General features: G+C 37.7%; 17 protein-coding genes. 11 read left to right on the plus strand and 6 right to left on the minus strand.

Annotated features, from left to right (window positions below; genetic code table 11):
• Window positions 1-306: 306 nt before the first annotated feature.
• Window positions 307-576: a methyltransferase family protein gene (locus J2756_RS05790; protein WP_342593112.1), complete on the plus strand. Its 270-nt coding sequence runs from the start codon at window positions 307-309 to the stop codon at window positions 574-576.
• On the opposite strand, the gene J2756_RS05795 is transcribed toward J2756_RS05790, so the two are convergent.
• The 3 genes from J2756_RS05795 to J2756_RS05805 all read right to left on the minus strand — a co-directional run bounded on the left by J2756_RS05795 (window position 577) and on the right by J2756_RS05805 (window position 2,422).
• Complete coding sequence (locus J2756_RS05795; RefSeq protein WP_245315956.1) at window positions 577-1,326, minus strand: hypothetical protein; 750 nt, start codon at window positions 1,324-1,326, stop codon at window positions 577-579. It lies immediately after the preceding gene.
• Between the two features lie 261 nt (window positions 1,327-1,587).
• On the minus strand, window positions 1,588-2,100 hold the full coding sequence (locus tag J2756_RS05800; RefSeq protein WP_209583525.1) for a pirin family protein: 513 nt from the start codon (window positions 2,098-2,100) through the stop codon (window positions 1,588-1,590).
• A complete protein-coding gene (locus J2756_RS05805) occupies window positions 2,093-2,422 on the minus strand; it encodes a rhodanese-like domain-containing protein (protein WP_209583527.1) in 330 nt (109 codons plus the stop codon). The genes J2756_RS05800 and J2756_RS05805 overlap by 8 nt, the downstream gene beginning before the upstream one ends.
• Before the next feature lie 282 nt (window positions 2,423-2,704).
• Between J2756_RS05805 and J2756_RS05810 the strand changes: the two genes are divergently transcribed.
• Window positions 2,705-3,655, plus strand: coding sequence for a hypothetical protein (locus J2756_RS05810; protein WP_209583529.1), 951 nt, complete (start codon window positions 2,705-2,707; stop codon window positions 3,653-3,655).
• A gap of 230 nt (window positions 3,656-3,885) precedes the next feature.
• Entirely contained in the window at window positions 3,886-4,860 is a 975-nt protein-coding gene (locus J2756_RS05815) for a DNA glycosylase (RefSeq protein ID WP_342593113.1), read from the plus strand.
• A gap of 8 nt (window positions 4,861-4,868) precedes the next feature.
• On the opposite strand, the gene J2756_RS05820 is transcribed toward J2756_RS05815, so the two are convergent.
• Complete coding sequence (locus J2756_RS05820) at window positions 4,869-5,141, minus strand: hypothetical protein (RefSeq protein WP_209583531.1); 273 nt, start codon at window positions 5,139-5,141, stop codon at window positions 4,869-4,871.
• A 478-nt stretch (window positions 5,142-5,619) separates the two neighbouring features.
• Between J2756_RS05820 and J2756_RS05825 the strand changes: the two genes are divergently transcribed.
• A complete protein-coding gene (locus tag J2756_RS05825; RefSeq protein ID WP_209583532.1) occupies window positions 5,620-6,183 on the plus strand; it encodes a GAF domain-containing protein in 564 nt (187 codons plus the stop codon).
• A gap of 167 nt (window positions 6,184-6,350) precedes the next feature.
• On the opposite strand, the gene J2756_RS05830 is transcribed toward J2756_RS05825, so the two are convergent.
• Window positions 6,351-6,776: a peptidylprolyl isomerase gene (locus tag J2756_RS05830; protein ID WP_209583533.1), complete on the minus strand. Its 426-nt coding sequence runs from the start codon at window positions 6,774-6,776 to the stop codon at window positions 6,351-6,353.
• A 257-nt stretch (window positions 6,777-7,033) separates the two neighbouring features.
• Here J2756_RS05830 and J2756_RS05835 point away from each other — a divergent pair, with 257 nt between their 5' ends.
• Window positions 7,034-8,206, plus strand: coding sequence for an acetylornithine transaminase (locus tag J2756_RS05835; RefSeq protein WP_209583534.1), 1,173 nt, complete (start codon window positions 7,034-7,036; stop codon window positions 8,204-8,206).
• Between the two features lie 102 nt (window positions 8,207-8,308).
• Here the strand turns inward: J2756_RS05835 and J2756_RS05840 are convergent, their stop codons facing one another.
• Window positions 8,309-9,802, minus strand: coding sequence for an MFS transporter (locus J2756_RS05840; RefSeq protein WP_209583535.1), 1,494 nt, complete (start codon window positions 9,800-9,802; stop codon window positions 8,309-8,311).
• A gap of 705 nt (window positions 9,803-10,507) precedes the next feature.
• On the opposite strand from J2756_RS05840, the gene J2756_RS05845 reads away from it, so the two are divergent.
• The 6 genes from J2756_RS05845 (at window position 10,508) to J2756_RS05870 (ending at window position 19,445) form a co-directional block, all read left to right on the plus strand.
• Entirely contained in the window at window positions 10,508-12,217 is a 1,710-nt protein-coding gene (locus J2756_RS05845) for a sensor histidine kinase (RefSeq protein WP_209583536.1), read from the plus strand.
• A gap of 256 nt (window positions 12,218-12,473) precedes the next feature.
• On the plus strand, window positions 12,474-13,760 hold the full coding sequence (gene lysA, locus J2756_RS05850; RefSeq protein WP_209583537.1) for a diaminopimelate decarboxylase: 1,287 nt from the start codon (window positions 12,474-12,476) through the stop codon (window positions 13,758-13,760).
• A gap of 26 nt (window positions 13,761-13,786) precedes the next feature.
• Window positions 13,787-14,674: a diaminopimelate epimerase gene (gene dapF, locus J2756_RS05855; protein WP_209583545.1), complete on the plus strand. Its 888-nt coding sequence runs from the start codon at window positions 13,787-13,789 to the stop codon at window positions 14,672-14,674.
• A 335-nt stretch (window positions 14,675-15,009) separates the two neighbouring features.
• Window positions 15,010-15,858: a hypothetical protein gene (locus tag J2756_RS05860; protein ID WP_209583548.1), complete on the plus strand. Its 849-nt coding sequence runs from the start codon at window positions 15,010-15,012 to the stop codon at window positions 15,856-15,858.
• Between the two features lie 168 nt (window positions 15,859-16,026).
• Window positions 16,027-18,498: a DEAD/DEAH box helicase gene (locus J2756_RS05865; RefSeq protein ID WP_209583550.1), complete on the plus strand. Its 2,472-nt coding sequence runs from the start codon at window positions 16,027-16,029 to the stop codon at window positions 18,496-18,498.
• A gap of 218 nt (window positions 18,499-18,716) precedes the next feature.
• Window positions 18,717-19,445, plus strand: a complete 729-nt coding sequence (locus tag J2756_RS05870) for a tRNA (adenine-N1)-methyltransferase (protein ID WP_209583553.1) — start codon at window positions 18,717-18,719, stop codon at window positions 19,443-19,445.
• The last annotated feature ends 17 nt before the right edge of the window (window positions 19,446-19,462 follow it).

A 19,462-nucleotide genomic window follows, 5' to 3' on the forward strand; every position in this document is an offset into this window, starting at 1 on the left:
AAAATATCGACTTACTCTATTTTGAATTATTTTCCTTGAACAAAACTGAAACCACTAACATGGCATGGCCATCGTCTGGAAAGTCTTTAAAGTTCTTTTTAAGGTTTTAGAACATTTTTACTCATTTTATGCTCCTTTTATCTTCAAATACCTTGCAGAATCTATAAAATACATTCAATGATTTTGATTTAAAAAATTCTAAATATTCTTAGAATCAAATAATGATAATATAGATTCATATTTTATTTTAAGCAAGGGATCTTGCCCATGCAAAGCCAAACCCCATCCAAATTTTAGGTACCCCTGGTGAGAATACAATCGGAAAGAGGTCAAAAAGTAGTTTCCACTGGAATTTACGGGCGGATAAGACACCCTTTATACCTTGGAGGTATCCTAATGTTTTTAGGTGGTCCTCTTCTACTTGGCTCCATCTACGGGTTCATCTTAGGCCTGCTGATGTCAATGTCCCTAGTTCTCCGCACCATCGGCGAGGAGAAAATGCTGACGGAGGAACTGGAAGGATACGCAGACTACAAAAAGAAGGTCAGATACAGGTTAATTCCCCACGTATGGTAACTACTTTCCATTTTCCAGGGCTTCAAAGATAAAACGGGGCTTTTTACCGTATTTTTCAATGAGTTCCGCAATTTCTTCGTCACTACCTGCCATGGGATGGTTTCTAACTATTTTCATTATCTCTTCGTGACTGTAGGAGATCATAACCACGTCAAAGAGCTTTTTCAGGATAAAAACCAGAATTTTAGATATAAACTGGAAATCCGTGAGAATGTCGTACCTCACTCCTCTGAACTTCACAACCCATGATGTCTGGCACAGCAGGTTTATATTTTTCAAGTCCTTCCTGTGTTTCAGGTACTCGTATAACACCCTAAAATATAAAGAAAAGGTTCCAGGCCCATTTTTTTCTGTCCAGAGCCCCAGTCCCATTTTATTCTTGTCAAGGTGCTCTGAATCAAGGAATTGATCAGCAAAGAGAACAGCGTCGTAGGAAGCTGCCATTTTATAGACCTCTTCCTTGGATTTAAGCCCCATATCATCTTCTATGGTGTCCCAAAATATTTTAAACACCTCTGAAGGCTTTGTATGGGCATCTATAAATAAAAATGTGTTGTAAACATCAAGTTCCTGGCGAGATATGGCCTGATATATGTTAGCAGATTTACCTGTGCCTGGAGCCCCTAAAACAAGTAAAATGTGCCCTTTTGATTTTTTTAAACACTTCATGGCCTTACAAAGCTCGTAAAATGAATCTGTTTCAAGGAAGTGTTCACTGTCACTTGATGAGAGAACTTTAAGATTTACCATCATTATGTATTTGGTGGGAGGTGATTATTGGAATTTTTGATCACACCCCAGGCACCCGTTCAAGGTATCGTCCGATCACAGATCTGTTAAACACCATATAATGAGTATTAAAAGGTATAAAAATGTAATTTTGAGGAAATAGCCCATTAATGGTTAAATTAGAGTAAATTCATAGTAATAGAATGGAAAAAACCATTAAAAAGGGAGGAGTTGCCCCTATTTTGAACAGTCCCTGATCTCACGCATCCATGATTTCACTGTTCAAACTTGTTTAACGAAGGTGCCCTTCCGCAGATCCTTGAGAGCCTCCACTATCTCTTCATCTGTGTTCATGACGGGGCCGTAACGGGCAATAGGTTCATTTAATGGTTTTCCAGATATTAAAAGAAATCTTAAAGGACCATTAACAGTGGGTGCTTTGACCATATCTCCCTCCCCAAAGATGATTAAATGATTAGAAGCCTGTGGAGTTATCTTCTTGGTTACCTCCAATACCTTGCCTTCAAAAACATAGGCAAATGCTGTATGTCCATGTTTAACTGGCTGCTGGTAAGATTTCTCTGGAGGAATGGAAACGTCCAGATACCCAGGATCAGCAAATATTTCCTTTACTCCACCTTTAACTCTTTCTACTTCACCAGCTATGACTTCTATCATCACCCCCATCCAGTCTAAGCTCTGGAATTTGAGAGGACGTGACTTCCCTGTAACACGGGTGGCCATCTTTAAACTGGATGGAAGGTTCACCCAGAGCTGAAATCCATCCTCAATCACTTGAAAGGGGAAGTTTACTTACCTTCCAGGCAACAAATCCGCCCAGAACATTGAATGCACCTTTAAAACCGGAATCCCTCATTTTATCCATGAAGTAACCACCCCTGACTCCACTTTTACAGTATATAAGGTAGATCTTATCTTTATCCAAATTTTCAACCTTCTTCTGGAATTCATGGCCATGGTAGTCCATATTTTCAGCACCAGGAACATGTTCCCTTTCAAATTCATCCCTTGGCCGGATATCCAAAATACTGATCTCTGGACTTTCTTCAATTAATTTAAGTGCATCCTGAGGAGTTATGGTTAGAAATTGGGGCATGTAATCACCTTTTTTTATTATAAAATTAATTTTAGGAAAATCCACCCTATCTACATGTTCCTTATATGTTTTTATAAAAAAATAAAATTTGTGAATGGATGTTTTTGGGTTAGATCCTGATCTTCCCTTAAAATTTGAATATTTTAAGAATGAATTTCAAATGATGTGGAAAATCTCCGTGAAAGTTTAATGACCAGCACATTTTTAATTAAAAGAAAGGGATAATTAATAATTGAAAAAGGATAATTGTGCAGGTATCAAGAGTTTTAAAGGAGATGGATCATGTCACTTGTAATAAACACAACAACACCTGAAGGGATAGTTCTGGCTGCAGACAGCCGTCAGTCCTACAGGAACCTTAAGGGAATGGCCCGTATCGGCAGCGACAATGCTATGAAACTTTTTCAGATAAACAAACGTGTTGGAGTCGGAATAACAGGCCTGGCATTTCTTGCAGATGATGGAATCTTCAAGAATATAAGCAAGTTCATTGAGGAGTTCAAGAGAACCTCCAAGATCGATAAGATGGATGTTGAGGAGGTGGCGGAGAAGTTGCACAGCTTATTCAACAAGAAGTACCACTGGCAGGAACAGCTAGACCTTGCAAAGGCCAACATAGAAAACGACCTCAAGTCAAAGGGATGCGAACTTCAGGAAATCCACAGGGAAAACTATGCCCTTAAATTCCGTTTCAAAACTCCACAAGGAACAATTGAAGAAGGAATGGCTGGTGTAGATATGATTGAACTTCTGGTTGCAGGTTACAACCGGGACGGTTCCCACGAGGTTTACGGATGTCAGATACCCGGTGAGGTGCAGAGAAGAAGGAACAGTAAGGAAAGGAATAACGAGTACGGTAGTTCCTGGATAGGGCAGGGAGACGTTGTTTCAAGGATAGTTCTTGGCTTCGACGGCAGGATCGGTAATGTGCCATTCACCAAGGATGTTTCAGCAAGGATTGGAGATGCTCAGATGTACGAACAGCTGAAAGGCCTTGAATATGCAATTCAGTGGGGAACAATGACCCTGCAGGATGCCGTGGATTTCTGCACCCTCATGATCCAGACAACTGCTGCAATGCAGAGGTTTTCGGATGGAATAAATGCAGATCCAGGGGATATGCCTGGAGTGGGCGGACCTGTGGATGTTGCCGTGATAACTGCAGATAACGGATTTGTCTGGGTGAACAAGAAGAAACTGCGATCTGGAGGGAATGAGGTGGATTTGAGGTGATCCTGGAAAATTAAGAAAAACTCCTAATTTTTTTATTTCAATTCCTAAAATACATTTTTCATTATAAATCATTATTTATTGCTATTATTAATAAAAATTGAATATTTTATTGCTATTATTCTCAATTTTACACTTGAAATGTATGTTTAAATTCATGGCAGTGAAAGTTGGGATCATCCAAGGTTTTATATAAAACACACGTGAAACTCATGAAAAACAGGTGAAACATCATGATGCAAAAAACCCTCAGAATCCATCCAAATGGCCCTTTCGACCTGAAACTGACTATTCAAAGCGGTCAAACATCTCAACCCCCGTGGAAATTCGTAAATGGAGAGTTTCAGGAGTTGTTGATGATCCAGGGCAAACCCTGTTTCATTGGTATACACCAGAAGCCAGATGATCTCGATGGACCCCTCACACTCCGTGCAGAATCAAAGTATGAGATAGAAGATGATGAGATCCGGTCAAAGGTATGTGAAATATTTGACCTTGAACATGATTTAATGGAACTTTACAGCTTCCTTGAATCAAGTGAAAAACTCCAGCCTACCATAGGATTCTGCAGAGGATTAAGACTCTTCAAAGCCCAAGACCCCTTTGAGTGCATTATTTCGTCCATATGTTCGGCAAATAATTCCATTGCGCGGTGGAACAAATCCATACTCCAGATAAAGGAGAAATGGGGCGATGAATTCGATTTTGCTAGTGGCGAGTTCCACAGCTTCCCCTCACCCGAAACCCTCATGAAGGTTCCAGAACACGATATTGAGGAGATGGAACTCTGCGGATGTATTGGAGAACCTTCAGATTACAAAGAGAACCTTAAAAGCTGCGGCGTAGGTTACCGCTGCAGTTACATGAAGGAAGCAGCTAGAATGGCCCATGAAGAAATTGACATCACGAAGCTTGGGGATATGGACTATGATAATGCCTTTAACGAGGTTCTGAAATTCCCTGGTGTGGGTCCAAAGGTTGCTGACTGCATACTCTTCTACGGCTACGGAATGGGGCAGGCTTTTCCTGTGGATGTCTGGATTGGAAGGATAATTTCGGCCCTGTACTTCAAAAGAGAAGAGATAAAACCTCCAAAGGCCAGAACATTTGGAATGGAGGAGTTCGGGGAACATGCAGGTTATGTTCAGCTTTACCTATTCCACTACGCACGTAAATCTGGACTTCTGGAGTCCCTGAAAAAGAAATAGGATTCCTATTAGGTGGGCATGTAATTTATGTAGCTCAGTATCCAGATTATGGAAAAAAACAAGAGCAGGAGTCCATAGAGCTTTGTCTGCCTTTCATTCTTCATGAGAAGGTACACTCCAAAAACTGGAGATGGAATGAATCCCAGTACCCCCATCAAATATCCCTTTAAGAAGAAGTACAATCCTAGGAAGTAAGCCCCAAAACTAATAATATAACTTATATTTATCTCTTTTGTGTGCTGTCTCTCATCTATTTTTGCTTCCAGTTCTTCACTGTCCATTTTTCATGCCCTCCATATGAAAATCCCATTAACTACTCTATGATCATGTTATTCCAGTTTAAATAATTTTTAGATTGACACGTCACGTATAAATCTTTTTATTTTCAGTTTTGGAAGTTGAAGGCCAGATTTTAACCTAATCATTCCCAAAATATTTAAAAAAATAATCTTTCAGAATCACTGAACAAAATAGGAAAGCTGAATAAGCACTTTGAACATAGTATGGAACATGAGTTTTATGGGAGGAATCTCAAAAAACCTGGAAGAATTCCGTGGGATAACCCGTAGGTACTAAATTTATAAGAATTTTTGAGATTTTCATATTCTACTTCTATTGTTTTATCGTTTTCATCCATTTTTATCACTTAAAAACAAGTTTTCAGAGGGATTTATCTCTAAAAACTCCCCTATAAACCTTATGAAATTATAGGATAATTAATAGTAAATAGGAACACAGTCTTTAATGGAAGGTGAATGTATGGGGAATAAAAGCACATCAGAATATGGAATGGGCTCCGGAGAGAAAGTAGAATCTGTTAAAATTGAATCACTTAAAAAAAGGATTGAAACCATGCCTCCAGATTCCTCCCTCAAGGAAGTTTCTGAGGTGATTATGGAAGCTGTAAAAACCATCACATCCAGTGAAAACTGTTACGTTGCCTATTTGGACCCTGAAAACCATGACAGTGTTGGAATTTCATTCTCCCACATGACTGGGGAGTGTCAGATGTACGCTGAAAGGGGTGAGGCCCGTTTTAAGGTGAGAAAGGACGGAACTTATGGTGGACTTCTCGGATACTCCCTCGATACTGGTGAATCCTTTTACGTGCGTAATCCTTCAATGCACCCTGCAGCCCATGGAATACCTGAAGGCCACGTTCCTGTATCCCAGTTTCTATCTGTACCTGCCAAGTACGAAGGCGAAATTGTGGGCCAGATCGTTCTAGGGAACCCCTCACAGGACTACACATCACGAGATGTGGACATGGCAGATGCTGTGGCTGATATATACGCTGAAGCTGTTAAAAAATTATTTTACTGATTAATAATCAATATTTTTAAATTTGATATTTAAAATGGATTTTATAATGATTATAAATTCTAAAATAAGTTTAATGTGAATTTTTCAATTGAATCAGCATTATTTTAAAATAAAATTAAAAATGAAGATAATTTAAAAATAATTAAAAGGGGGTGAATGTGCCCCTTTTATTCATCGGTCACTGTGACCTTGTTCATTACGTCGCCAGGGGTTATCTTGTTGACAACGTCCATTCCCTTCACAACTTTTCCGAAGACTGTGTGTACTCCATCAAGGTGTGGCTGTGGGCTGTGGGTTATGAAGAACTGACTTCCACCGGTGTCCTTACCTGCATGGGCCATGGATAGGGCGCCTGTTCCGTGTTTGTGTGGGTTTATTTCACATTTTATTGTGTAACCTGGGCCACCGGTTCCATTCCCTTTAGGACATCCTCCCTGTATCACGAAGTTTGGTATGACCCTGTGGAAGGTTAGACCGTTGTAGAAGCCTGAATTTGCAAGTTTTTCAAAGTTTTCAACTGTGTTGGGTGCCTCTTTATCAAAGAGGGTGAGCTCGATGTTTCCCTTATCTGTTTCAATTAATGCTTTTTTCATTTTATCACCTTGAAATGATTTTCCAACTGGAAACTAATATTTTTGTCATCTTATTAAATACAAGTATTCTGCCAGTATAAAAACCTTTAATATAATATGAAATTCAAATAAATAAAATGATTTATAACGTGCAAAACAATGAAACTGGAACTTTTTTTCATTGGCATGGGAATTTCAGGCTTTAAAATTTTTTATCATACTTTAGAAGTTGCTTGAAGAATTTTAATCAATTTAACTCATAAAAAAGGTGAATTTATATGAATACAAATGAAATTATGGATTTAGATAAGAAATACGTTATGCAGACCTACGGTCGTCAGCCACTGGCCCTTAAAAAGGGAAGTGGGGCAGTGGTCTGGGATGTTGAGGGTAAATCTTACATAGACTGTGTTGCAGGTATAGCTGTGAACAACGTGGGTCATGCACACCCAAAGGTGGCTGAAGCCATCTGTAATCAGGCTAAAAATCTCATACACACATCCAACATCTACTACACAGAGGAACAGGTTACCCTGGCCGAGCTTCTGGCAGAGGTTTCGCCCCACAACAAAGCTTTCTTCTGCAACAGCGGTGCAGAGGCCAATGAAGGTGCAATAAAGCTTGCACGTAAGCACACAGGAAAGGGTGAAATAATAACTATGAAAAACTCCTTCCACGGCCGTACCATCACAACAATCACTGCAACAGGACAGACCAAGTACCAGAAGAATTTTGGGCCATTAACACCAGGTTTCAGCTACGTTGATTACTGTGATGTTGAAGCTGCAGCAGATGCAATAACAGAAAACACCGCAGCAGTTCTTGTAGAACCTGTACAAGGTGAAGGTGGAATAATAGTTCCTCCAAAAGATTACCTGAAGGAGCTCAAGAAGGTGTGCCATGAAAATGAGGTTCTGATCATATTCGATGAGGTTCAGACTGGTTTTGGAAGAACAGGGGAAATGTTTGCATCCCAAACCTTCGATGTAACCCCTGACATCACAACCCTTGCCAAGGCCATTGCAGGTGGGTTCCCAATGGGTGCAGTTCTTGCAAGTGATGAGGTTGGTGAAACCTTCGAACCTGGAGACCATGCAGCAACCTTCGGAGGCAGCCCTCTGGCATGTGCAGCTGCAAAGGCTTCAATAAATGTTATACTTGAGGAGAAGCTCCTTGAAAAATCCCGTGAAAATGGTGCCTACTTCAAAGCCAAACTCGAAGCTATAAAGGATAAAAATGAAGTTGTTAATGATGTACGGGGCCTTGGACTCATGCTGGGAATGGAAATCAACTTCCAATGCAGTGAACTGGTTGATAAAATGCGTGAAAATGGCATAATCGTTAACTGTACTGCTGGAAACGTTTTACGGTTCGTTCCACCTTTACTCATAAGCCGTGAGCAGATCGACACAGTTACCTCTGTTCTTGAGGAAGTTCTCAAGGGTTACTGAGATCCCTTTAAGGGATCTCCCCTTTTTTAAACTGTTTTAACCCATTTTTTTAATTTTTAATTCAAAAATCGTGTTCTATAAAAATTTTAAGGATTCATGGACTTATTTATGGAGCACTATGGAGATATGATGGGCCTGTTTGGCAACTTGTTTTTGAATTATTTTTTTTTGCTTTTTTACCACTCTTTCAGTTTCTTCCATAACTACAGTCCTCTTTAAAAGCCCAATAAATGCCAAAAATGCCATTAATATACTTAAAACTGCTCCAAAAAGCACAACTCTGTGCATTCCTGTGGTTAAGTTTTGGGCTGCTGTGCTGAAAAGATGACCCTGTTGAAGAACATCTGGTGATATGGCAGTGTTGAGAAGTATACCTCCGAAGCAGACTGCAAAAACCATTCCAAGATTTCTGGTTGTAACTATGATACTTGATGCAACTCCACTTTCTTTGGGTGGGGTTGATGCCATGAGCGCCCGATTTGTTGGTGCCTGGAACAGGGCTGTACCCACTCCAAGAAGGGCCAGCCTCAAAAATACGTCCAGAGCCGTTGATGTGGTTTGGAGCTGTGTCATTGATAAAAGTGCAAATGCAGATATGACTGACCCAAGTAATGCTGGGCGCCGTGACCCCCATTTATCTGAGAGTGCCCCACTTACAGGGGCCAGGAACATCATTATAAGGGGAGATGCTGTTAAAACCAGCCCTGTGAGGTTTGCATTCAGGTGAAGTACTTTCTGCAAATAGAAAGGCATTACAAAAAGCAGCATGTACATACAGATGTAATTAAAGTGCAAACTCACGTCAAAGGCTGAAAAAGTTCTATTTTTAAAGATTTTCAGGTTCAGCATAGGATTTTTGGCATGGAGTTCATTCCATATAAAGAGTACCAGGGTTGTGAAGCTGAAACCTGCAATTAGGAGTGCTGTAGTATCCAATCCATTTTCTATGTAGTTCAAAAAGTAAACAAGCGAGAACAAGCATGCAAATTGCAGTAACGTTCCTGGAATATCCCATTTAACAGCACGACGTGCCCCCCTAACAAGAACCTTGTAGCAGATAATAAAACTCATGATGCCTAATGGGACATTTACAAGGAAGATAAACCTCCATCCGAATGTTTCGCCAATTATCCCCCCAATTGCCGGACCCAAAGCCAGTCCCACTGCTACAGCCACAGAGTACATGCCCATTGCCTTTCCTAGCTGATGTTTTGGGAATGCCCTTTTTACTATTCCCATGGAAACTGAAAGCATCATGGCTGCTGAAAATCCTTGTATAGCCCGGAATATTTCTAAAGACATGATTGAAGGAGACATACTGCAGAGAATTGAGGATACTATGAAACCAACAAGTCCTGCCAGATAAAGCCGTTCATGTCCTACAAAGTCACCAAGCCTACCAAAAAAGAGCACCATACTTAATAGGGTGATAAGATAAGCTGTTAAAACCCATTCTGCTGTTGTTATACTCGCATTGAAAAAAGTTGCGATGGTTGGGAGTGAAACGTTAATTATACTTGCGTTCATTGGCACCATTACAGCGCCTATTGATATTGCTATTAAGATCTGCCATTTATTGATATGGGGATCTTCCAAAATTACACCTCAAATTTGAAACAACGAATAAATAAACCATGAATTAACCCAAAAAAGAGTTTTAAATTCAAATTAATCTGTTATTTATTAAATCCACGGTTGAAAGTAGTGTTAATGTTAAATAGCAGTTTAAATCTGGATCAACTGCCAAAAAATAAACCAAACTTTCAAAGTAGATCCAATTTTATTTCAAATTGTCTAAGTAGTCACATCATCTGAAAAAAACCAAATTAAAAATTATCGTCATTATATTTTTAACATTAATATATTTTTGTGGCATTGTTTATATACTTTTCTACGGTTACTCCCAGTTGATGAAGTCAAAAAACAGCGCATTGAATCCAAGTGGTTATGGTACTGTGAAAAATATGAATCCTGTTTTTTAAATTATAATTTGAATTAAAAAAGCTTTTAAAAATTTTTAACATATTTTTTTGTGCTCTAGGGATTTTATAAAGGAAATTTCCATTAAAAATCAATTTCTACGACACCTTCTAACTTCAATATAATCATATACCTATTTATAGACCTTCTAATATGATTGGCCCATCCAGATTAAATAGATCTGTTCCTATCCTTTCAATACAATGTCAAGGTTTCTACTTGGGCCATGATCAAGGTCAAGGGTAAATTTCCATAAATATTTTTATGCTGAAACATCCAACCTCAACATATACACATTGATTATGGAGAAACACTGAAAATATGTATCCCAACATTTTATCCCTGATTTCTTTCCTTATATTTGCTATTTACCTTTCTATAGGCATCTACATATTAAAACTCAGCCCTGAATCTAAACTAAACCGTTCAGTTTTTATTTTATCAGTTATATTCGCTATCTGGGCATTCGCATACACTTTTTTCTATTCTGCCCCGGATCAAGCATCTGCATGGTTCTGGTACAAGCTCTCGGCATTTGGAAGGTGTGCATACCCTGCGGGACTGCTTCAAATAGCACTCATACTCACCAGAAATGATAAAATATTCAAAAAATGGTACCACTACATCCTTCTCTACGTGCCTGCAATATTCTTCATCTACGAGACAGTTACAGGTTCATTCACAGGACCCGGGCTTGTGTGGATAAATTCCCAATGGATAGACATTGCAACCAGCTGGTGGTACAGTTCATACATGGTTTACTTCACAGTCCTGCCTGTGTTATCCTACCTCCTCATATGGTTATGGGGAAGAAGGTCGGAAAGTCCCAGAGAAAAGAAACAGGGAAAAATAATTGTTCTAACTGCCATAGTAGCATTCATTCCAGGTTACATTGTGAACGCTGTTCTGCCATTCATAAACATCTTTGTTCTTCCTTCAATTGGTCAGATCATCGCTTTAATAGCATTTACAGGAATTGGATACGCTATTTCCAGGTACAAATTCCTGCAAATGACCCCAGATATAGCTGTGGATGAAATAATTTCCAGAACAACAGATATGATCATCTTCCTCAACAGAAGGGGAGAAATAGTGAATATAAATGAGCAGGCTGAAAGGATTCTTGGATACACTAAAAAAGAAATTATAGGGACAAAATGGACTGTTTTACTTCCGAAAGAGCATATAAAACCTGTTGAAAGGAAAATAGTTGATATGATCCATGAGAATGCTCCTGAAAAACAGTACATTGAGATGGATTTGAATTACCTAACCTTGAGGAATGAAAAAATTCCGGTTAAAATGTATTTTTCAGTTATCAGGGACGAATATGAAATTAGAGGCCGATTAATCGTTGCCCAGGACATGAGGCAAACAGAGAAACTTGAGAATGAAATAAAAGCCAAGGAAAAAGCCCTTGATGAAAAAGAAATGCTCATGAAGGAGATACATCACAGGGTTAAAAACAATTTAACTGTTATATCAAGCCTTCTCAGCCTGCAGTCACGTTACATACAAGATGATGAAACAAAAAGCATGTTCAAGGAAAGTCAGAACAGAGCAAGATCCATGGCCCTCATACATGAAAGACTTTACAAATCAGATAACCTTAAAAGCATTGATTTTGGTAATTATATAGGTGATCTTGCATCTGAACTGTTTAGAACCTACTCATTGAACAATGGAAATGTGAAATTAAATGTAGATGTGGACAATGAATTCCTGGACGTGGACGTGGCAGTTCCTTTGGGGATCATAGTCAACGAAATAATATCAAATTCCCTTAAGTATGCTTTTATAGGGAATAAAAAGGGATACATAAGCATTCACTTCCATAGGGAAGAGGATAAATTTGTTCTCAATGTTGAAGACAATGGTAATGGAATACCTGAGAATTTCAACTATAAAAATTCAGATAGTCTCGGAATAAAGCTTATAAACAGTCTTGTGGAACAGATAGAAGGAAAAATGGAAGTCAAAAATGATAATGGAACTTGCTTCAAAATCATCTTCAAGGAGACTGTTTATTGAATAAAAAAATTTTAAGACATTTAAAAGTATGAATTTTTGAAATAATTAATTTGAATTTAATTAACAAATAATTTAAGTATTAAAAAGAATAATTGGAGTTTTAAATTCTGTTTTCTGGGAACAGTTTATATTTAATAATTTTAATATACATTTAAGTATTACTTTTAACGTGTTTCTTAATTATAAAAACTTTTATAACACCAACAACAGAAATTTAATGTTAACTTCATTTTCTCATTTTTTTGGAGGACAGCAGATGAACTTTGATTTGGAAACTAATGAAAAAGGAAATTTAAGCATAGGCAAGGAGGATGCATTGGAACTTGCCCAGAGGTATAAAACCCCGCTTTACGTTATAGACGAGAATAAAATACGTGAAAACTACAGAAGGCTTTACGGAGCTTTTTCACAATACTATGAAGATTTTAAGATGTACTACGCCTGCAAGGCAAACACGAACCTTGCAGTCATGAAGATCCTTGAGGAAGAAGGAAGCGGAATAGATGCAGTGTCTCCTGGAGAGATCTACACTTCACTTCTTGCAGGATTTGACCCTTCAAGAATTCTTTACACTGGAAACAACGTTACAGATGAAGAACTTGAATTTGCACTATCCTCTGGAGTCAGGTTAAATGTTGACTCCATTTCACAGCTGAAACGACTTTCAAAGCTTCCAGGTTCTGAGGGACTTGAAATATCCTTCAGGGTGAATCCAATGGTGGGTGCTGGACACCACGACCACTGTATAACTGGAGGACCCCTGAGTAAATTTGGAATCATGGAAGAAGAAGCTGTAGATGTCTACAAAATGGCTCAGGATATGGGTTTCAAACCTGTTGGTATACACAGCCACATAGGCTCAGGAATACTCGACCCTGAACCATTCATGCTGGCTGTCAGAACTCTCATGGATGTTGCTGGAAGGGTTCATGAAGGTGCAGGTGTTGAATTTGATTTCATAGACTTTGGAGGAGGTATAGGAATACCATACACTCCAGAGGAGAGTAAACTCAATATAAACGTCTTCGCAGAGAAGATAACAGACCTCTTCAAGGACAAATTAAAGGAGTACGGCCTTGGAAAACCAACCATGTGCATAGAACCTGGCCGTTACATAGTTGGAGATTCTTCAATACTTCTAACCAGAGTAAACAGTATAAAACAGAGTTACAGGAAATTTGCAGGTGTTGATGCTGGTTTTAACACACTTCTCAGACCCACAATGTATGATTCTTATCACCACATCGTTGTTGCAGACAAACCCTATGCAGAGGCAACTCAGAAGATAGATATTGCAGGGGACGTGTGTGAATCTGGAGACTTGTTTGCAAGGGACAGACCAATGCCTGAAATTGAAGAGGGTGATGTACTTGCAATATTAAATGCAGGTGCCTACGCATTCTCAATGTCTTCCCAGTACAACAGCAGACCAAGGCCTGCAGAGGTGCTTGTGAATGATGGAGAATCTGAAGTTATTAGGGAAAGGGAAACATTCGCAGATCTATTTACCAAACAAAACGTTCCAGTGAGGCTTCTTAAATGATAAATGAAATACAGATTGATGATAACATGGAAAACGATAAATTAATAATATTTTCAAAGATGCACGGACTTGGAAACGACTACGTTGTAGTGGACGAATCAAAAGAGGAAATAATCCCAGAATACAAGAAGCCTGCCTTCGTTGAAGAGGTATGCAGACGAGGATTTTCAGTTGGAGCAGATGGAGTTATATTCGTTGCCCCTGCAACAGTTGAAGAGGCAGATATACGTTTCAGAATATTCAATGCAGATGGAAGCGAAGCTGAAATGTGTGGAAATGGAATCCGGTGTTTTGTAAAATTTGTTTTCGAAAATGGAATAGTTACCGAAGAAAGCATGATGGTTGAAACCCTTGGCGGCCTTAAAGAAGTTGATTTAAACGTCAGGAACTGTCAGGTTGTATCATCAACTGTGGATATGGGATTTGCAAATTTCAACGCCGATGAAATACCCATGAAACAGGGTGTAAGTGAAACTGGTGAATTTCTGGAACAGGAACTTAACGTTGCTGGAGAAAAGATGAAGATGAGTGCTGTGAGTGTTGGAAACCCCCATGCAGTCATATTCACTGAGGATGTTGAAGGTGTGGACCTGGACTTTGTAGGGCCAATAATAGAAAATCATGATGCATTTCCACAGCGAACCAACGTTCATTTCGTTAAAATAATAAACAGGAACGAAATAGAAATGTTAACCTGGGAGAGAGGTGCTGGATTCACCTACGCCTGCGGTACCGGAGCAACCTCCTGTGCACTTATAGGTTACAAACTCGGAAAACTCGATGAAGAAGTTCTTGTCCATCTTCCAGGTGGAGACCTTTTAATACTTGTCCAGGAAGTGGATGGAAAACTCAAAGCATTCATGGAAGGAGAAGCCAAGCTTGTATTTGATGGGGTAATGGACTTCGCGTTTTAAATAGTGATTGATTAAAAAAATATAACCATTAATCATCACTTTAAACCCATTTGATTTAAACTTAGATACAATTTAAGGATAATATCTGAAATTAAATCATTTTGAAATCTTTTTTTAAGTTTAAATAATAAATAAATAGTTTTAATGGAATATTGTTCTTATTAAGTTGCTATTGAATTAAAAATTTTTAAGACAAGAAATATTTTTATTATCCTTAGTTAGGAATATGATATTATGATTCATGAGTTGACTAAAATTAGAAGAAGTAGAGGATTGCAATGAATTTGTTAATAGAATCTATGAATTCCTTTATTAATTCTCTGAACACTAGGGAAATGGCACTCATGATAATAGGTATTGTATTTTTAATAGTGATATCTTCTATTAAGAAAGTAAGAAAATCATTGCTTGATGTAGTAAGGATATTTTTTTCTTCTATTAAAATTTTAGTTCCTTTTATAGGAATGATTTTGTATATATCTTTAATTTTATTTATATTATATAATATAGGGTTTTTGAATATGAATCATGTTAAAGACGTGATTTTTTGGTTTTTTATCGTCGCGATTCCTTTATTTTTCACATCAAATAAAGTCAGAGAGGATAAAAATTTTTTTAAAACTAAAGCGGTTGAATATGTTAAATTAATAACCATTTTTGGCTTTTTAATTAATTTTTATACTCTTCCTATACTTGTTGAGCTAATATTACAAGTTTTTTTATTATTTTTAATACTTTTAATAACCGTTTCTAAGACTGATAAAAAATATAAACGTGCTGAAACCTTTTTAAATATAATTTTGTTAATTATTGTTGCTTATTTAGTTATATTTTCCATAAACAGTTTATTCGTACATCCTAATGATTTTATAAATATAAATACGTTAATTACTTATATTTTACCCGCAATTTTAACAATTTTATTATTGCCTTTTATTTATTTATGGGCATTATTTATGAGGTATGAACTGTTTTATGTACTGTTGAAATTTCAATTTAAAGAGTCAAAATTAGTTGGATATGTTTTTAAAGAAGTATTTAAGAGATATAATCTGGATCTATATGGGCTAGATGATTTTTTGTCGAAGTTCCAAATTTTTAATATAAAAAGAACTGAAGATGTTGAGAAAGAAATTCAAAAAGCAGGAAAAAAAGTTAAATCACAAAATGAGAATATTGAGTGATTTAATATTTATAATAAAAATAAGTAGGGGTTTGAAATTATTTGAACCTCGATTTTAATATTTAAAGCCCATATCTTCTTCTGGCTAATTCAAAATATGATATATAAGTGATATAAATTAATAATTAATAATTCAAAAAAGCATTCAAATCATTTATTAGGTAATAAAATGGCCAAACAGATACATAACAATAAGTCCCACCCATCAAAGGAATCTGGGAGGTGGATCCAACACTCCCTGATAAAGCCGGGTAAAATTGAGGCAAGGCTGTACCAGCAGGTTCTGGCTGCAGGTGTACTTAAAAAGGGCAACAGTATGATCGTGGCCCCTACAGCCCTTGGAAAAACTATCGTTGCTGCACTGGTTGCTGCAGAACGGCTTAAAAAGTTTCCAGAGTCCAAGGTTCTGCTGCTGGCACCTTCAAAACCCCTGGTTATCCAGCATGAGGAGAGCTTCAAAGAATTTCTGAAGGCGCCTTCAGCATCACTAACAGGGGCTGTAAACCCTAAAGAAAGAATTAAACGATGGAATGCTTCTCAGATAATTTGTGCAACTCCCCAAACAGTTGAATCTGATGTTATATCTGGAAGGTATTCTTTAAAGGATGTTTCACTCCTTGTTTTTGATGAATGTCATCGTGGTGTGGGTTCCTATTCATACGTTTACTTGGCAGATAAGTACAGTAAGGAGGGTGAAAATAAGCTCAGCCTTGGACTTACAGCTTCTCCGGGATGGAACAATGAAAAGATAAAAGAAGTCTGTGAAAATCTGTTTATAAAGGACGTTGTAATTAAAACTGAAGAAGATACTGATGTTGAACCCTACTTCAATCCTGTAGAAGTTAAATGGATTAAAGTGGATTTAAAACCTGAATTAAAGGAAATAAAATCCCATATGGATAATGCCCTCAAGGCTCGTTTGAAAACCCTGAAACGAATGGGGATATTAAGGTCAATATCCAACGTCAGTAAGCGAGAGGTTCTCATTGCACAGGGAAAGGCCCAGAGGAGAATAGGGAGTAGTGCTAGACCTCCTAAAAAATGTTTCCTTGCAGTTTCTCTTTTAACAGCTGTTATAAACATTCTTCATTCCGTTGAACTGCTTGAAACCCAGGGTGTAAGCACGTTGCACAGTTACTTCAGGCGTTTCAAGAAGAAAAAAACCAAGGCCGCAAAAAGCCTCATGAATGATCCTGAATTTTACACTGCAATGGAACTTACAGAAAAAGCATTTCAGGAAGACATAGAACATCCGAAACTTGAAAAATTGATTAAAATACTTGAAAAGGAGCTTAAAAATCCTGATTCAAAGATCATAGTTTTCAGCCAGTTCAGGGACACTGTGAACAACATATACGATAAATGTCTTGAAAATAACATAAATGCGGTTAAATTCTTTGGACAGGCATCCAGAGATACTGAAAAGGGTTTAACCCAAAAAAAGCAGAAGGAAATAATAAAGGACTTCAAAAAGGGCGTTTACGATGTTCTGATATCTACCAGTGTTGCTGAGGAGGGTATAGACATTCCATCGGTTGATCTGGTTGTACTATACGAGCCAGTTCCTTCAGAGATAAGAATGATACAGCGCCGTGGAAGAACTGGTCGAAAGAACAAAGGAAAAATGATCATCCTCATAACCAAGGGGACACGGGATGAATCTTACTACTGGTCCAGCATCAACAAGGAAAAGAAGATGAAGAAACAGCTCTCAACGAGTTACAGAAATGATGATGTGTCCTTCAAAGAAATGAAAGATAATTTTGTTGGAACTTTCAAAGAATCCAAAGCTGCTGAATTTAAGGATGAAATTGAACATTCTGAATCAAAGGATTCATCAAAGAGTTTAGATCAGACAAAAAAGGTTTTGAATCAGACACAAGAAGGAAATGATCCTGAAACAATGGATACAAAAGAAAGTGATAGGGAAGACAATATTTTCAGACCTGTTATTTATGCAGATTCTAGAGAAGGTAATTCTTCTGTTTTAAGGGAACTTGATGGGTTAGATGTTAAAATAAGGGTTAAAGGTCTTGCAGTTGCAGATTATCAGGTCAGTGATGATGTTGCAATTGAAAGAAAAACTGTAAAAGATTTTATAAGTTCTATTATGGATAAAAGACTCCATAAACAGGCAAAAGAACTGGTTGAAAACTTCAAAAAACCCTTGATGATCATTGAGGGGGACAACCTTTACTCTGGATTTGTGCATCCAAATGCTGTGAGAGGTGCCCTTGCATCCATAGCAGTGGACTTTGGAATTCCAATAATACCAACACGTTCTGAGGCAGATACTGCGGCCATGATAACACGAATCGCATTGAGGGAGCAGAGCCGTGAAAAAAAGGCCGTGCAGATAAGAACTGAAAAAAAACCTCTGACAACATGGGAGCAGCAGCTTTATATAGTTGAATCCCTGCCAAATGTGGGTCCAGTAACTGCAAGAAAGCTTCTTGAAGAATTTAAAACTGTTAAAAGTATTGTAAATGCTGGAGAAGATGAACTCAAAAAGGTTGATGGTATTGGGGATAAAATTGCTAAAGGAATAGTTTCAGTGGTTGGTTCAGGGTTCAAAACAATTGATGGAAGGAAGGTTTACCTTAAAAATCAAAGCCGCATCAGTGTGAAGAAGGAAGATTGAAATCCTAGAAGATACTGCTTAAAATTGGTTAAATTATTATTTATTTTAAATTTTAATTGAAATAAAATTAAACAATAATATAAATTATTTAAAATATGATTAAAAGAATATTGTAACAATAAATATAAAATCAATTATCTTGAACTAATTAAAACAAAATTGAAGGCATATCCAAGTAATTGAATTATCATGAGTTTATAAGAGAGTGGAGTGATTTTTTGCGTATTCTGGTTGATGAAAGGGATAAAAAGTACATGGTTGGTGATAAGGAGTTCCACACAGACTTCGGAGTCATTAAAGAAGAGGATATAATTTCAAGTAAAGCTGGTGATGTTTTAAAAACACATCTTGGAAAAGAATTCAAAGTTATGGAACCAAATATAAATGATTACATTGATATGATGGAAAGGAAGTGTTCAATAATCCTTCAAAAGGATATTGGAATGGTTGTGGCATTCACCGGACTGGGGAACGGATGTAAAGTTGTTGATGCAGGTACTGGGGCTGGAGCCACTGCAATGCACTTCGCCAATGTTGTGGGGCCTGAAGGTAACGTGACAAGCTATGAGGTGCGTGAAGATTTTGCAGAAATTGCGAAACGTAACGTGGAAGGATTTGGATTCAAAAACCTTGAAGTTAAATGTGCAGATGTTACAGAAGGTATTTCAGAAGATAGCCTGGATCTCGTGTTTTTGGATCTGCCCAAACCATGGGACGTTGCAGATTACGCCATGGAATCCCTTAAAAATGGGGGACACATTGCAGCTTACACCCCCTACATGGAACAGTTCCAAACCTTCAGCAGAATCCTTAAAAAAGTTGGATTTTCAGATGTAAAGGTTTTAGAATGTATTGTAAGGGAAATAGAAGTTAAAGCTAAGGGAACCAGACCAAAAACTCGTATGGCAGGACATACAGGTTATTTAACCTTTGGAAGAAAGTTGTGATTGAATTTTTCTTAAAC

Origin of the sequence: Methanobacterium aggregans, from assembly GCF_017874455.1 — an archaeon.
In the GTDB taxonomy this organism is placed as follows: Archaea; Methanobacteriota; Methanobacteria; order Methanobacteriales; family Methanobacteriaceae; genus Methanobacterium_C; species Methanobacterium_C aggregans.

What these genes read in the sequence shown, in the direction of transcription:
- lysA (WP_209583537.1), top strand. Translation starts at nt 12,474, where the DNA reads ATGAACTTTGATTTGGAAACTAATGAAAAAGGAAATTTAAGCATAGGC.
- J2756_RS05805 (WP_209583527.1), bottom strand. Translation starts at nt 2,422, where the DNA reads ATGCCCCAATTTCTAACCATAACTCCTCAGGATGCACTTAAATTAATT.
- dapF (WP_209583545.1), top strand. Translation starts at nt 13,787, where the DNA reads ATGGAAAACGATAAATTAATAATATTTTCAAAGATGCACGGACTTGGA.
- J2756_RS05845 (WP_209583536.1), top strand. Translation starts at nt 10,508, where the DNA reads ATGTATCCCAACATTTTATCCCTGATTTCTTTCCTTATATTTGCTATT.
- J2756_RS05835 (WP_209583534.1), top strand. Translation starts at nt 7,034, where the DNA reads ATGAATACAAATGAAATTATGGATTTAGATAAGAAATACGTTATGCAG.
- J2756_RS05820 (WP_209583531.1), bottom strand. Translation starts at nt 5,141, where the DNA reads ATGGACAGTGAAGAACTGGAAGCAAAAATAGATGAGAGACAGCACACA.
- J2756_RS05815 (WP_342593113.1), top strand. Translation starts at nt 3,886, where the DNA reads ATGATGCAAAAAACCCTCAGAATCCATCCAAATGGCCCTTTCGACCTG.
- J2756_RS05865 (WP_209583550.1), top strand. Translation starts at nt 16,027, where the DNA reads ATGGCCAAACAGATACATAACAATAAGTCCCACCCATCAAAGGAATCT.
- J2756_RS05795 (WP_245315956.1), bottom strand. Translation starts at nt 1,326, where the DNA reads ATGGTAAATCTTAAAGTTCTCTCATCAAGTGACAGTGAACACTTCCTT.
- J2756_RS05830 (WP_209583533.1), bottom strand. Translation starts at nt 6,776, where the DNA reads ATGAAAAAAGCATTAATTGAAACAGATAAGGGAAACATCGAGCTCACC.
- J2756_RS05810 (WP_209583529.1), top strand. Translation starts at nt 2,705, where the DNA reads ATGTCACTTGTAATAAACACAACAACACCTGAAGGGATAGTTCTGGCT.
- J2756_RS05825 (WP_209583532.1), top strand. Translation starts at nt 5,620, where the DNA reads ATGGGGAATAAAAGCACATCAGAATATGGAATGGGCTCCGGAGAGAAA.
- J2756_RS05860 (WP_209583548.1), top strand. Translation starts at nt 15,010, where the DNA reads ATGGCACTCATGATAATAGGTATTGTATTTTTAATAGTGATATCTTCT.